The organism is Candidatus Thiothrix putei, from assembly GCA_029972225.1.
Classification (GTDB): Bacteria; Pseudomonadota; Gammaproteobacteria; order Thiotrichales; family Thiotrichaceae; genus Thiothrix; species Thiothrix putei.
This window is the reverse complement of sequence record CP124756.1, coordinates 1,171,824-1,187,501: the sequence shown is the minus strand read 5'-3', so window position 1 is coordinate 1,187,501 and position 15,678 is coordinate 1,171,824. Positions and strand designations below refer to the sequence as shown.

Below are 15,678 nucleotides of genomic sequence, written 5' to 3'. Positions count from 1 at the left end.
GTTTACCCACCAAACAACCTAGGCCGTGTATCAACCGATAACGTTAGAAGAGATTCCCTCCAGCTTATCTCAAGGACCTAGCATCGTTTGTATTCCGCGTACTTTTGTCATGGATGATGCCACTAGTTGGTCATTCATTGCACGCCTAACCCGCGATTACGTGAATATACTCACGCGCTTTAATGGTTGCCAAGTGGTATTTGCGGATGAAACACGCTGGCAAACCAATGCCACGGTGCAGCAATACAACACGGATTTTGCTTTATTTTTGGACTTACACACCGCACCAGCGGAACGCTACAGCCTAAAATGTAGCTTAATACACACCCCAACCGAACAGGTTGTATGGGCGCAAAGTTTCCCTCTGAATCAGCATGACACCTCGCAAACATTGCTTGAACCTATTTTCAAACGTATCGCTCACGATACCTTAGGCTATGAGCAAGGCGTGGCACATCATGTTTGGGCGCGTCATCTCTTGGATTCAGGTAAACCGATAGCAGCGCACCATCAAGTGATGCTGGCCTTACGTCAACAATCATGGGAGAGATCACCACAAGCGTTTCGCACCAGTTTGCAAATCTGCGAAAAACGTTTGGCACAAGCACCCAATGACGTACAGGCAATGATTGTGTATGCCGACTACTGCCGTACCGACTACTTATTGAAATACCAGCAAATTGAAACGCTGGAGGAACGTCTTGCCTATGTAGCGGATGCATTGCTGCAACTGGCACCGGGCAATGCCTACTCACACTTATACTATGCGCTGTCTTGCCTGTTGTTAGAAGAACACGACATGTGTCTGGAAGCAGTGCAGCAAGCACAAGCCATCAACCCTCTGGATGTACACCTTAATGTGCTGGCAGGCGTCATCCACCTTGGCTTAGGTCAAACGCAAATAGGGCTACCACTTATCCAACAAAGCATAGAAATCAGTCCTTTTTACCCAGACTGGTATCATATTCCTTTGAGCCAGCTTCACTACCGTGAAGGTCGTTATCTGGAAGCACGGCAAGAGGCGCAGAAGATCAAATTGAAGCATGTGTGGGACACGTCCTTGCACAATATGTTGTCAACGCAAGCCAAAAACGCACGCTAAATAGCCCACATTGGTAACAAATAAGCGTTACTTATCCAAAACAAACAAATCAATTAGTATCCAGCCACAATCAATTAATTAAAATTATTAGCGTTCGTCGGCTTTTTATTGCCGATCACGCGCATTTGATTAAATAATGGTTAGAAGAAGTAAAAATTTTTGATCGAATCATCTGGCAATAAGTAAAGCGTATAGGTGGCATGATGAAACAACCATTACCATCCCAGCAATCAGAGAGCAGGAGGGTGTCGCTGTGGCATTCCCTCCTGTTCCTGTTCACTACCGTCCTGTTTCCGGTGCTGGCCTTTGCGCAAGCACCGAATCTTGTGCTGCAACCTGCCACCGCAGATTTCGGCTTCATCGGTAAAGGTGGCGATAGTGCTCTCACTGCTAGGGTACTGAATTACAACCCCATGCCTGCCACAGTGAGCGCGGGTTACTTGCATTCCTGCGCGGTCGCGGCTGATGGCACGGTAAAATGCTGGGGGTTGAATAACTACAATCAGTTAGGGGACGGCACGACCACACAGCGGTCTACCGCGAATCCTGTTGCCGATATTACCACCGCAAAACAAGTCGCTTCCGGGGCTTACCATAGCTGTGCGTTACTGGCAGATCGCTCAGTACAATGCTGGGGTAATAATGCTAACGGTGAATTGGGTGACGGCACGACCACACAACGTTCAAAACCGGTCAGTGTGTCAGGGATCAATAATGCGACTGCTATCAGTGTAGGTGAACGCTTCTCCTGTGCGCTATTAGCCGATGAAACCGTTAAGTGTTGGGGACGTAACCCTTCTGGTCAATTAGGTGATGGCACAACCACACAACGGATAACGCCCGTTAGTGTGCAGGGTTTGACCGATGTGCTTAGTTTATCAGTCGGTAGTGATCATGCCTGTGCTGTGACCCGTGATAACGGTGCGGTGAAATGCTGGGGGCAAAACGCCTACGGGCAGTTGGGTAATGGCACAAAAACCAATAGCAATGTCCCCGTTGTGGTTAGCGGTTTAAGCAATGCCATTGCCGTCAGTGCGGGGCAACTGCGCTCTTGTGCGATTGAACTGGGTGGCAGTGCCAAGTGCTGGGGTAATAACGAACATGGCGCCATTGGTGATAGTACTAGCACGGAACGTTTAACCCCGACACAGGTAACGGGTTTGACCAGTGGCGTAACCGTCATTGATACCGGCCGTCGCCACACTTGTGCCGTGGTAAACGGTGGCGCTAAATGCTGGGGTTACAATGCTTACGGTGTAGTGGGTGATGGCACGACGACAGGTCGTAACGCCCCCGTTGATGTATCGGGTCTGACCAGCGGTATTAGCGATATTGATGTAGAATCCTTTGCGGATGCCTCCCATACCTGTGCCACTACCACCGCTGGCGGTATCAAATGCTGGGGTTACAACGATTACAACCAATTGGGTGACGGCACAGCAACACAACGCACTGCGCCTGTTGAGTAAGCGACCATTTCAGCACGTCTAGCCCTCGCGATTTCCACGTCCTAAACTGGTTTCCAACCTGAACAACCGAAGGAAACCTCAATGAAACGCCCTCACCGCCGTGCCAGCGAATGGCAAACCCTCATCAGCCAATGGCAAGCCAGCGGCTTATCCGCCCCGGCATTTTGTGAACAGCACAGTATCGGTTACGCCAGTTTTTGCCAATGGCGGCAGCGTCTACGCTCCGCAGATGGCGTGGAGGAACCAGCCGTTCCCGCCAATACCTTCATCGACTTGGGAGCATTATCGGCGGGTCATGCCGCGCTGGGGCAAGGCTGGCACATTGTGCTGAGTTTGGGGAATGGTGTTGAACTACGCCTGAGCCAACGCTGATGTTTGCCCCCGCAGCCACCGCCCGCATCTGGCTATGCACCCAAGCCACCGACATGCGCAAAAGCTTTACGGGGCTGACCGCTTTGGTGAAAAACCAGTTAGGGCAAAATCCCCTGAGTGGGCATTATTTCGTGTTTGTGAACCTACGTAAAACCCAGATGAAGATCCTCTATTTTGAACCCAGCGGCTATTGCTTATGGAGCCAACGCCTGGAGCAGGGCCAATACCGGGTGCAGCCGACAACCAGCGGGCAGCGCGAACTGACCCGGACGGATTTGCAGTTGATTTTGGCGGGCATTGAGGTGCAAAAATCCAGACAATTCAAGCGTTACCAGTATCCTGTGCAGCCACATTCTGGTACAATAAGCCCATGATTTTAAAGCCATCCACCCCGTCTGACACCAGCGTTCCCATGCCGCCGATTGTGGCGGAAATGCTGGCGTTGCGTGAGGAAAATGCTGCCCTGAAACAGGATATAGCTGAATTGAAACGCCAATTGGCGTGGTTCAGGCAACATGTCTTTGGCAGCAAATCGGAAAAGCGTCCGGTTGAGATACCGGTGGCGCAGTTGCCGTTGTTTGCCCCCGCAGTCGCCCCAGTTGCCGCACCCGAGGGTGAAAGCATTACCGTCACCTACCAACGCGGCAAAGCCCCCAAGCTGCGCCCCGATGACTGCGTGAATGACAGCGGGTTACGCTTTACCGCCGATGTCCCGGTCAAGGTGATTCACCTCACCCCGCCGGAACTTCAGGGGGAAGAGGCTGACCAGTATGAGGTGATCGGCACCCAGGTGACCCATCGGGTGGCGCAACGCCCTGCCAGCTACCTCATCCTGCAATACGAGCGCCCGGTCATCAAACGTAAGGGCAGTGCTTCGGCTTCGCTCAGCAACCCACCACTTCCCAGCCCTGCACCCGCCAACGTGCTGGAACGTAGTGTCACCGATGTCAGCTTTTTGGTGGGGATGTTGGTGGACAAGTTCCAGTACCACCTGCCGTTGTACCGCCAGCACCAACGCCTGACCCAAGCGGGGATCACCCTCAGCCGCACGACGCTGACCAATGCGGTGAAACGTGCCATCGACCTGCTCAAACCCATTGCCGAAGCGCAACTCGCCAGTGTACTGCAAAGCAAGCTGCTGGCGATGGACGAAACCCCCATCAAAGCCAGCCCCGCAGGCAACGGCAAGATGAAGCAAGGCTACTTCTGGCCGCTGTACGGGGATCAGGACGAAATCGTCTTCACCTTCTCCGCCAGCCGTGGGCGGCAACACATTGAAAAGACTCTTCGCCAACAGTTCAGCGGCACACTGCTCAGCGACGGTTACCGTGCTTATGCCAGTTACGTCAACGCCAATGACAAGATTACCCATGCCCAATGCTGGGTACACAGCCGTCGCACCTTCATTGCCGCCGAAACCGCTGAACCACAAGCAGTACGCCAAGCCCTTGACACTATCGCGGCACTCTATCAGCACGAAGCCCAGATTAACGAGAAAAAACTCGACGGGGAAGCCAAACGTACCTACCGCCTCACCCACAGCAAGCCGTTGGTCGACCAGTTCTTTGAATGGTGCCAAACCCAATTACAACGTACCGATTTAGTCCCCTCCAACCCGCTGACCAAAGCCCTTGGTTATGTCATCCGCCGCGAACACGAACTGCGCGTGTTTCTGGAAGATCCCGACGTGCCAATGGATACCAACCACATCGAACGCGCCCTGCGGCCCATCCCCATGGGCAGGAAAAACTGGTTGTTCTGCTGGACAGAACTCGGCGCGGAACACGTGGGCATCATCCAAAGCCTGATCACCACCTGCCGCCTGCATGACATTAACCCGTATGTCTATCTGATGGATGTTCTGTTGCGCGTTAGTGAGCATCCCGCTTCTCAGGTGCAAGACCTTACGCCAAGATGTTGGAAACAACGGTTTGCGGATAAGCCATTGCGCTCGGATTTGTTTGCGGATATCAACGACGGGCTAGAATGACCGTTTACCCTGTTGATGTCACCAATTTCACATCGGGTGCATCGGTTGCTGATACCGTAGCTCCATTGGTGCTGGGCAGTTCTCCACTTAGCATCACAGGCACGAATGCTGCCACTTTCAGTATTACCAACACCACGTGTAGCGATGGATTAACACTCAATGCCAATGAAGCCTGTACTGTGGACATGCAATTCACCAACACCGTGTTTGGCAAAAAGTCAGCCAGCCTGGAAGTTACCAGCAATGACCCGGACAACAACCCAGCGGTTACGCCCCTTAACGGCGAAGTCAGCACCGCACCGGGCGGCGTAGCTGACGGTCTGGCGAGCTGGGTCAAGGCCGATGCAGGCATCAGCGGTGCCGATGGTGCCGCCGTCTCCAGTTGGCTTGACCAATCTGCCAATAGCTACAACTTCACGCAAGCCACTGCCACCGCCCAGCCGACCTTCTACAGCACCGATGCCAGCAAACTGCTGAACTACAACCCTGTAGTGGATTTCGACGGCACAGGCGACTATCTGGGCAACGATACAGCCCTGATGGCCAGCAATTCCCCTTACACTTTCATGTCGGTCGGTGTGGACGAAGACCCAAGCACCGCTTACCGTAAAATCTTCGGTGCTGAAAAATTCGTGGACTATTTCGGCCTCTACAAGCAAGGTGGCGCAACCGGGGACAACGGCTGGATCCCTTATGCTGTTGGTGGGCAATCCCACAGTGCCCCTCATCTGGGTGATCGCGGCAGCATGGGTAAAGGCACCAAATATTCTCCAGCAGGCGGAGCAAACGGCTACTGGAACGGCACAAACTTCACCAGCGATGGCAGTACCCAACATGCGCAACCACAAATCGTCGGTTTCCATTCCAAAAACAGTGCGACAACAGACCGTTTCTATACCTGGACGGACGGTTTCAAGGATGACCCGAACTGGAGCCCCATCGTTGATGGCCTAACCTTCCAGCAATATATGCTCACCAATGCCACCATCGGTGCAGACCGCCCGCTGAATGGCACGGGAGTGGAATTGTGGAAAGGGCGCATCCCCGAATTTGCGGCCTACAACCGTGACCTGAGTGCTGCCGAAATGGCGCAGGTCAACTCCTACTTCGCCATCAAGTACGGCGTTACTTTGGGGCAAGGCAATGGGCATGTGCGTAACAACGGCAACCAATACAACTACGTCGCCAACGATGGCAGCGTAATCTGGGATGCCACCACCAACACGGCTTACGGTTATGACATCGCCGGTATCGGGCGTGATGATGCCTCCGCGCTGAAGCAGAAACAGTCACGTTCTGTCAACGCCGGTTTCCAGCCCGTCATCGGGCTAGGGGAAATTGCCGCAACCAATGCGGCGAATACCGGCACTTTTGCAGCAGATTCCAGCTATCTGGTCTGGGGCGGCAACAACGGCACAACAGGCTACGCCACCACTTACGCACCTAACAGCTATACCCCGACTACCGGCTACTACCGCATGAACCGCGTGTGGAAAGTGCAAGAAAGCGGCACGATTGGGGAAGTCAAAGTGCAAGCAGCAGGTGCAAAACACTTGTTGGTCAGCAATGACCCAACCTTCGCTACGGGCGTAACTGAAATTGCCACCAGCAACGGCGTTGCTACGGTGGACTTTGCCAATGGGCAATATTTCACCTTTGGTGCCGAACTAACTGCACCGGGCGGCGTTGCCAATGGCTTAGGCTTATGGTTGAAAGCCGATTCCGGTACATCCACCACCATCAATAACGCGGATGTCACCACTTGGGCAGACAGCAGCCCAGCCAAGAACGATGTGAGCCAAGCGGTTGTAACCCGCCAGCCTAACTACATTGCCAATGCGTTGAACTTCAACCCAGCGGTAGATTTTGCTGGTGCGCAGGTATTGAGTGCCACCAACAGCGGCAACAAGACCCTGACCAGCCAGACTGATCCCGTCACGATGGTATCTGTCTCCACCAACCGCACTACGTCGGGTGGTTACAAGACGCTGGTGTCCTTCTCTGGTGCGGCGGATTACCCGTCGATGCACTGGTACAACGACAAACCCAACACCTACATTGACGACATCACCACCTTGCACATGGATCACGCCAATAGCGTTACCGTGAATACGCCCACCATCATGCACACCCGTGCCAACAACGCCAGCCCCAAGGATGTGCGTCTGGGTTACGACGGCCTTGCCAATGTGCAAACGTTCACGGGCGCGGACGGTACATTCCCGGCTTCCGGTGGCAACAACAACCTGAACATCGGTGCGGAAACCGACGGCGCAGGTGAACCATTGAACGGCCTGATGACCGAGAGCATCGTCTACAACCGCGACTTGAGCGATACCGAAATGATGCAGGTAAACACTTACCTCGCCATCAAGTACGGCATCACCCTGACCGATGACTACATCGCGGCAGATGGCACGACCAAGGTATGGGACAAAACCGCCAGCACTGCTTACCACAACAACGTGGCCGGTATTGCCCGCGACGACGCTTCCAACCTCAACCAGAAGCAGTCCAAATCCGTCAATGCTGGCAGGCAGTTGACCGTTGGCCTGGGCAGCATTGCCGCCACCAACGCTGACAATGCCAACAGCTTCGCCAACAACGCCAGTTATCTGGTGTGGGGCGACAACGGCCTCGATGACAGCGTGCTGGTGGATATGAACGTTGCCCAGTGTGCGCCTCCCGGTGTCACCGAGAAGCGTGTCCAGCGCATCTGGAAAGTGCAGGAAACCGGCAATGTGGGCAGTGTCCAGTTGCAACTGGATTCCCTGCCGTTCAACACCAGCGCCCAGATTTTCATGCTGGTATCTGACGATGCCGACTTCACCACCTACGAATCCGTGCCGGTTACGGCAACTGTGGATGGCAAGTTCCTGACCTCTTACAACCTCCCGGCCAACAGCGCCAAGTACATCACCTTTGCGGGCAATACTTCCCTGCCTGCCAATATCTGTACTGGCGGCAACAAGAGCATCGACTGGTTTACGGAAGGCTGGGCTTGGGGTACGAACAGCAAGACCATCACCAAAGGCGACCAAACCTTTACTTTTACCATTGATGCAGCAGGCGATGACATCTGGTACGGCAAAGCGGGCAACCTCGGTCTGCAACAGGTGGACTATTACCCCGTCCAATACTGGAAGAGCATCTGGATTCCACGTTGGTCAACGTCTGCGCAAGGCGCACAACCCATCACCTTCAAAATGGCGATGGACAAACCGGCGATGAGTGTCAGCATGGAAGTGTGCGACGTGGACTACTACGTCAACCAGGATCACCTGAAAATCACCGGCAAACTGGGCGGCACTACCGTTTCCCCCAAACTGTCACTGGCGAAAACCCCATACTACACCAAGTGGGCGGCAACCTTGCCCGCGATTGACGAAGCCAAAGGCGGCACACTGGGCTGGAATTGCCTGAATCCTGGGCGCGTGTTCATCAACTTTGACCGCCCGGTAGACACCGTGCAGATCGACTACACCCTCATCAACACCTACAACATTTCCCACATGTTCAACGACATTCAGGTGAAAGGTATTGATGTGCAATGTCAGACCGCACCACCGCCGCCAGCCCCGGACAATGTTTACATCCGTAAACTGGTATCCGGTGGCAGCAATTTCGTGGGCGATAATGTCACCTTCAAATTCGAGCTGGAAAACCTGAGTTGCGGTGCAAAAACCGTTAACTTCAGCGATACCCTGCCCGCAGGCTTGAAATGGGCGGATGATTCACTGGCAACAGGTCTGACATTGGCTGATACCAATGACTACAAAGACAGCCAGAACTTCAGCACCACCATTACCCTGCCACCCGGCAAGTCTTATCTGATGCTGGATGCTACCGCTGCGGCACAAGGCACATTCCAAAACCAGGCGGGCTTCACGGTCAATGGCAACCACTACCTGTCCGATGACCCGGCACAGGCAGGCGGTGCTGACCCCACCCCGGTGGTGATCAGTGCGCAACCTTACGCGACCGCTAACGTTGCCGTTTCCATGACAGCGGACAAAGCCACCGTGCCACAAAACGGCACGTTCACTTACACGGTTACGTTCAACAACACTGAAAGTAACCCGGTTAAAGTGAACTTCCGTACTGCACCTTGGGCAGGCTCCAGCTTCGTTGCCAACACTCTGACCAACAGCAACGGCGGTACTGTGATTGGTGATTACGCAGCCGAAAGCAACCTGCAAATCGTCGGCATGACCGTACCTGTGGGAACATCCACCCTGACCATCCAGGCCAACAGCAACGACCTGGCACTGGATACCCAGATGGTGACAGCGGCAGAAATCACCCCGGAAGACAGCCCCACGGCTTTCATGCCCAAGCCCCTGAAATCCAACACCACCACCGTGACTGTCAAGGCTGCGGTTGATGGTGACAGCGACAGTGACGGTCTGACTGACAGCCAAGAAGCCATTCTCGGCACTGACCCCAACCTGGCAGACACTGACGGCGACGGCAAACCCGACGGCGAAGAAGTCGGTTCAGACATCAACAACCCGATTGACACCGATGGTGATGGCAAAATCGATGCGCTCGAATCCAGCACCCTCGATAGCGACAATGATGGTGTGGTGGATGAGCTGGATGCTGATGACACCACTGGCGGCAACGACTCTGACAACGACGGTCTGACCAATGCCCAAGAAAAAGCCCTCGGCACTAACCCGCTGAAAGACGACACCGACGCTGACGGCAGAAAGGATGGTGATGAAGTCGGTGCTGACCCTGCCCACCCGATTGACACCGATGGTGATGGCAAAATCGACGCGCTCGAATCCGCCATTCTCGACAGTGACAATGACGGCGTAATGGATGAGCTGGATGCCGATGACACCACTGGCGGCAACGACTCCGACGGCGACGACCTGAGCAACGCGCAAGAAAAAGCCCTCGGCACTAACCCGCTAAGCGATGACACCGACGGCGACGGCAAGCTGGATGCAGTAGAAGTCGGGGCAGACATTGCCACGCCTACCGACACGGATGGTGATGGCAAAATCGACGCACTCGAATCCAGCATCCTCGACGCCGACGCTGACGGCGTGGCAGATGAGTTCGATGCCGACGACGCCAACCCCAACAACGACACTGACGGCGATGGTCTGAGCAACGCGCAGGAAAAAGCCCTCGGCACTGACCCGCGTAACCCTGACACCGACGCTGACGGCGAAAACGACCTCGCTGAAATCGGCAATGTTGCTTCCCCACTCGACACCGATGGTGACGGCAAGATTGACGCACTCGAATCCAGCATCTTCGACGCCGACGATGACGGTGTGGCAGATGAGTTCGACGCTGACGATGCTGACCCCAACAACGATTTCGACGCTGACGGCTTGAGCAACATCCAGGAAAAAACCCTGGGGACTAACCCCCGTAACCCTGACACCGACGGTGACGGCAAAATGGATGCGGCGGAAGTCGGTGCTGACCCTGCCAACCCGGTTGACACCGATGGTGACGGCAAGATCGACGCGCTCGAATCCGCCATCTTTGACGCTGACAATGACGGTGTGGCGGATGAGTTCGATGCTGAAGACGCCAACCCCAACAACGACACGGATGGTGACGGTTTCAGCAATGCAACCGAAAAGCTGGCGGGTACGGATCCCCGCGACTCCGACAGCAAACCCGCAGCCACCGATACCGATGGCGACGGCCTGACAGATGCGGAAGAAGCCGCCCTTGGCACCAATCCAAATCTGGCAGACACCGACGGTGACGGCAAAAGCGACAAGGACGAAGTAGGCACTAATGTCAACTCACCAGGGGATACCGATGGTGATGGCATTATTGACGCGCTCGAATCCGCCATCCTCGACAGTGACAATGACGGCGTAGTGGACGAACTCGATGCCGACAATGCCAACCCTAACAACGACTCCGACAATGACGGCCTGAGCAATGACCAGGAAAAAGCTCTCGGCACTGACCCGCTGAGCGATGACACCGACGGTGACGGCAAGAAGGATGGCGATGAAGTCGGTGCAAACCCTGCCAGCCCGATTGACACCGACGGCGATAGCAAAATCGACGCACTCGAATCCGCCATCCTCGACAGTGACAATGACGGCGTGGTGGATGAACTCGATGCCGACGATACCACTGGCACGAATGACACTGACAATGACGGCTTGAGCAATGACCAAGAAAAAGCCCTCGGCACTGACCCGCTGAAGGCTGACACCGATGGTGACGGCAAGAAAGACGGCATCGAAGTGGGCGCAGACCCTGCCAACCCGGTTGACACCGACGGTGACAACAAAATCGACGCGCTCGAATCCGCCATCCTCGATGCCGATGACGACGGTGTGGTAGATGAACGCGACGCCGACGATGCCAACCCCAACAATGACTCCGATGGGGACGGTCTCGGCAACATCAGTGAAAAGACCCTAGGTACTGACCCGTTGAAAGACGACACCGATGGTGACGGCAAAAAAGACGGCGAGGAAGTAGGTGCAAACCCTGCCAGCCCGATTGACACCGATGGTGACGGCAAAATCGACGCGGTGGAATCCGCCATTATCGACACCGACGGTGACGGCATTATGGATGAGCTGGATGCTGACCTGCCCGATGCCGACAGTGACGGTCTGACCGACGCGGAAGAAGCCACCCTTGGCACTGACCCAAGCAAGGCTGACACCGATGGTGATGGCAAAAACGACAAAGCCGAAGTGGGCGCAAACCCCAGCAACCCGGTTGACACTGACGGTGACGGCAAAATCGACGCGCTCGAATCCGCCATCCTCGACAGTGACAATGATGGTGTGGTGGATGAGCTGGATGCCGACGACGCCAACCCTGACAACGACAGTGATGGCGACGGCTTCCCCAACAGCGTGGAAAAAGCCGCCGGTAGCAACCCACTCGACCCGACCAGCAAGCCGGTGGACACCGACGGGGATGGTATTGCCGATGTGGTAGACACTGACGATGACAACGACGGTCTGCTCGACACGGAAGAAGCCGCCCTTGGCACCAATCCGCTGCTGGCTGACACCGATGGCGACGGCAAGGACGACAAAACCGAAGTAGGCGCAAACCTGAACGCCCCAGTGGACACCGACGGTGACGGCAAAATCGACGCGCTCGAATCCGCCAAAGCCGACAGCGACCATGACGGCGTGGTGGATGAACTCGACGCCGACGATGCCAACCCCAACAATGACTCCGATGGGGACGGTCTCGGCAACATCAGTGAAAAGACCCTAGGTACTGACCCGTTGAAAGACGACACCGATGGTGACGGCAAAAAAGACGGCGAGGAAGTAGGTGCAAACCCTGCCAGCCCGATTGACACCGATGGTGACGGCAAAATCGACGCGCTCGAATCCGCCATCCTTGACGCTGACAACGACGGCGTAGAGGATGAGCTGGATGCCGATGACCTTGCCCCGAACAACGACTCCGACGCTGATGGCTACGGCAATCTTGCGGAAAAAACCGCAGGCACTGACCCGCTGGATGCCAACAGCAAGCCCAACACTGCCCCGCAATTCACCTCCGGCAACAGCGTGGCTTATGGTGAAAACGGCACGGGTGTAGTCATGGAAGTCAAGGCAACCGACGATGGTTCTGTCACCTACACGCTGGACAACAGCGGGGTAACGGATAACGCCCTGTTCAACCTTGATCCGACCACTGGCATACTGACCTTCAAAGCCCCACCGGACTATGAAGCCCCCAAGGATGCCAACAAGGACAATGCCTACATCGTGGTACTAAAAGCCTGCGACAGCAGCAATGTCTGTACATCACACGTGATCATCGTGACTGTGACCAGCGAATCCGAGCCGGTACTGGAATACACTGTCCGCCGTGATGCCGGTTCCAACCGCTACCGTGTGTATATGCGCCCGCAAGCGACACCGAGCAACAACCTGAGCATGACCGGGCAAATCACCCTGAAAGTGCCACATGGAACAGGCGCAAACCAGTTTGCGGTCACTGACCTGAAGAGTGCTGTCAGCGGTGTGCAATGGGAACTGAATTCCCGTAGTGATGCGCCGACCGAGGCATTGGGAGCTGACTACCTGTCCTTCACCTTCTCACCCACCGGCAGCAGTGCCTTTGGATGGAAAGCCGGACAGGAAATCGAGGTATTCAGTTTCACCAACAACAGCGATTGCAGCGGCAATGTCAGCGTGATGGAGAACACGGATGCCTTCAACACCTTGCCAAACTCTGCCAATACTAACCCCGGCAACCAGTTCAACAACGTAGGCTGGGGGGCGGCGGGTGAAAACCACTATGTTGGCAATTACGGCTCACCACAGGATTGTAGCAATACCTCCAATGTCAAGATTGAGGTACGCGCCTTCCTGCAAGGGGCTTACAATAGCCTCGATGGCACGATGCACGACAAGCTGCGTAGCAAAGGGCTGATCCCTGATAACCAACCTTACAGTGGTGCACTTTGGAATCATGTCGGTACGGAAAAACTCAGCACTGCCGTCAAAGCCATAACGGGCAACGATGCCATGACGGACTGGGTACTGGTGGAACTGCGCGACCCGCTGTTGGCAACCAAGGTAGTGGCAGCAAAAGCGGCGGTCGTACAACGGGACGGTGACATTGTGGATGCTGACACAGGCACGGCAACGTTGGGCTTCAGCGGCATCAAAGCAGGTCTCTACCACGTCGCGGTACGCCACCGTAACCACTTGGGTGTCAACACCAAGTTGCCTCAGGTATTATCCAGTGATACGGCGAAGCTAGTAGACTTCACCTTACCAGCAACCATCACGTTTGGTCTCCATGACCGTATGGATGGCAAAACAGTGGCGCTGATGTGGGCAGGTGATGCCAATACCAGCAGCAGTATCATTGCTAACGGCATTGGTAATGACAGCAACCTGATCTTGGGAACTATCCTGACCCAGACAGGCAATGCAGACGCCAACGTCAACTACAGCTTGCAAGGGTACTACAATACCGACGTGAACTTGGACGGTCTGACCTTATACGCAGGCCCCAATAATGACATTAACCCACTGTTGGGCAACGTCTTATTACACCCAGGCAATGCCACTTTTGCGGCCAACTATGTCATTAATGGAGGGCTTCCCAAATAGTGGCAACTGAACAGTAATTACTAGGGGAGAATAGATCTCCCCTAGTCGTGAACATTTTGGGTAACATGTTTTGGTTACTATTGTTCACGGTTACACGATGTTACTGTTCACCTGTTGTTAAGATTTACACACTAACACTCTATTAGTAATTAATTTTAAAAAACACACTATCCCTCGCAAGCCCTGAAGGCTATCAGCCCCGACTGATAGCCTTTTTTTCGTCAATGCAATTTTTCCTGAATTTCAAGTCATTTTCCTAATAGTGTTATACTTATCGCCATGATTTATAGAGTAAGTAGTGCTGATGTTACCCCTACACACCATGAAGCCGGATCATAGCGCTGTACAATCAGAGTTAGAGCGCATCCTCACTAGCCGCTGTTTTCGCTCCAGCAAAGCCTTGCAAAAATTTCTGCATTATATTGTGACAGAAACCCTCGCAGGCCACACCGATCATCTCACTCAGCATTGCATCGCCGTACAAGGGCTAGGCAAAAGTACCCATTTTGACGACATCGACAATCCGCTGGTACGCATACAAGCAGGCCGTTTGCGCAAACAATTAGCAGACTATTACGCAACCGAGGGGCGTTTTAACGCAGTACGTATCACGCTTCCTACCGGCAGTTACCAACCGATTTTCACGAAACACCTACAGCAGAACAAGGCTATACCTGCCCCGCTTGAAGTTGACGATGGCACGACACAAGGTCCCAATATTGTCTGCATCCCCCGCAGTTTCATGACAGAGGCAAGCAGTGAGCCGTTCATCGTCCGTCTGGCTCATGATTATGTAGCAGCCTTGGCAAAATTCAGTTTTTGTCAGGTAACACTGGCAAACACATCGTGGCAGTCTGACATCTGGCAACAATCCGGCGCAGATTTCATTTTATTTTTTGACCTTTACCCCACCGAATCAGGCTATAGCCTCAAATGCAGTCTAGTGCATGGGTTGAATCGGCAGATTATATGGGGACACCATTTTCCATTGGAGAAAAGCTACCCAACACCGGCAAGCATTAACCCGATATTCAAGCGAATCGCTCACGATACCCTCAACTACGAAACAGGTGTGGCGCATCACTACTGGGTACGTCAGCAACTAGATTCAGGAAAACCCATTGCTGCCCAGCATCAGGTATTGGTTGCAGTACGCCAATGCTTATGGAAGCCATCTCCCACAACCTTTCGAGCCAGTTGGGAAACTTGCAGACGACGGATTGAGCAAGCCCCCAATGACGTACCAGCCTTATTTGTCTACATCAATCATTGTCTCACAGAATATGGCTTGAAATACCACGTCATTGAATCCGTTGAAACCAAGGTGGTTCATGCGGTGAATGCCTTGCTGGAACTGGCTCCCGCTAATGCTTATTCACACGCATACCACGCAGCAGCCTGCTTGTTTAACGGGGACAGCGAATGTTGCCAGATAGCCTTAGAAAAGGCACAGGCGCTCAACACACTAGACAGTTACCTGAATATTCACCTCGGTTTGATTTACATCGGCTTAGGTAAATGGCAAACCGGGGCGCAGCTTATGCAGGATAGCATCGACATCAGCCCAACCTACGCCAACTGGTATCACATTCCCCTGTCAATTTGCCATTATCGGGAGGGGCGTTATTTAACTCAACAGTCATAAGTTCT

At 54.1% G+C, this 15,678-nt stretch carries 6 protein-coding genes and 1 pseudogene; all 7 read left to right on the top strand.

Features of this window, described 5'->3' with window-relative positions:
• Nucleotides 1–109: 109 nt before the first annotated feature.
• The 7 genes and pseudogenes from QJT81_06125 to QJT81_06095 all read left to right on the top strand — a co-directional run bounded on the left by QJT81_06125 (nt 110) and on the right by QJT81_06095 (nt 15,673).
• Nucleotides 110–1,102 (top strand): tetratricopeptide repeat protein, encoded by a 993-nt coding sequence (locus QJT81_06125; protein ID WGZ95561.1) that lies wholly within the window; start codon nt 110–112, stop codon nt 1,100–1,102.
• A gap of 203 nt (nt 1,103–1,305) precedes the next feature.
• The gene (locus QJT81_06120) at nt 1,306–2,571 is read left to right on the top strand and encodes a hypothetical protein (protein ID WGZ95560.1); all 1,266 of its coding nucleotides are present in this window, start codon (nt 1,306–1,308) and stop codon (nt 2,569–2,571) included.
• Between the two features lie 81 nt (nt 2,572–2,652).
• Entirely contained in the window at nt 2,653–2,943 is a 291-nt protein-coding gene (locus QJT81_06115; protein WGZ95559.1) for an IS66 family insertion sequence element accessory protein TnpB, read from the top strand.
• Nucleotides 2,943–3,317: an IS66 family insertion sequence element accessory protein TnpB gene (gene tnpB, locus QJT81_06110; protein WGZ95558.1), complete on the top strand. Its 375-nt coding sequence runs from the start codon at nt 2,943–2,945 to the stop codon at nt 3,315–3,317. Before QJT81_06115 ends, tnpB begins: the two co-directional genes overlap by 1 nt.
• 77 nt (nt 3,318–3,394) lie before the next feature.
• A pseudogene (locus QJT81_06105) lies at nt 3,395–4,933 on the top strand (IS66 family transposase).
• Nucleotides 4,930–14,028 (top strand): hypothetical protein, encoded by a 9,099-nt coding sequence (locus QJT81_06100; protein ID WGZ95557.1) that lies wholly within the window; start codon nt 4,930–4,932, stop codon nt 14,026–14,028. The pseudogene QJT81_06105 and the gene QJT81_06100 overlap by 4 nt, the downstream one beginning before the upstream one ends.
• A gap of 304 nt (nt 14,029–14,332) precedes the next feature.
• Entirely contained in the window at nt 14,333–15,673 is a 1,341-nt protein-coding gene (locus QJT81_06095) for a hypothetical protein (GenBank protein ID WGZ95556.1), read from the top strand.
• The last annotated feature ends 5 nt before the right edge of the window (nt 15,674–15,678 follow it).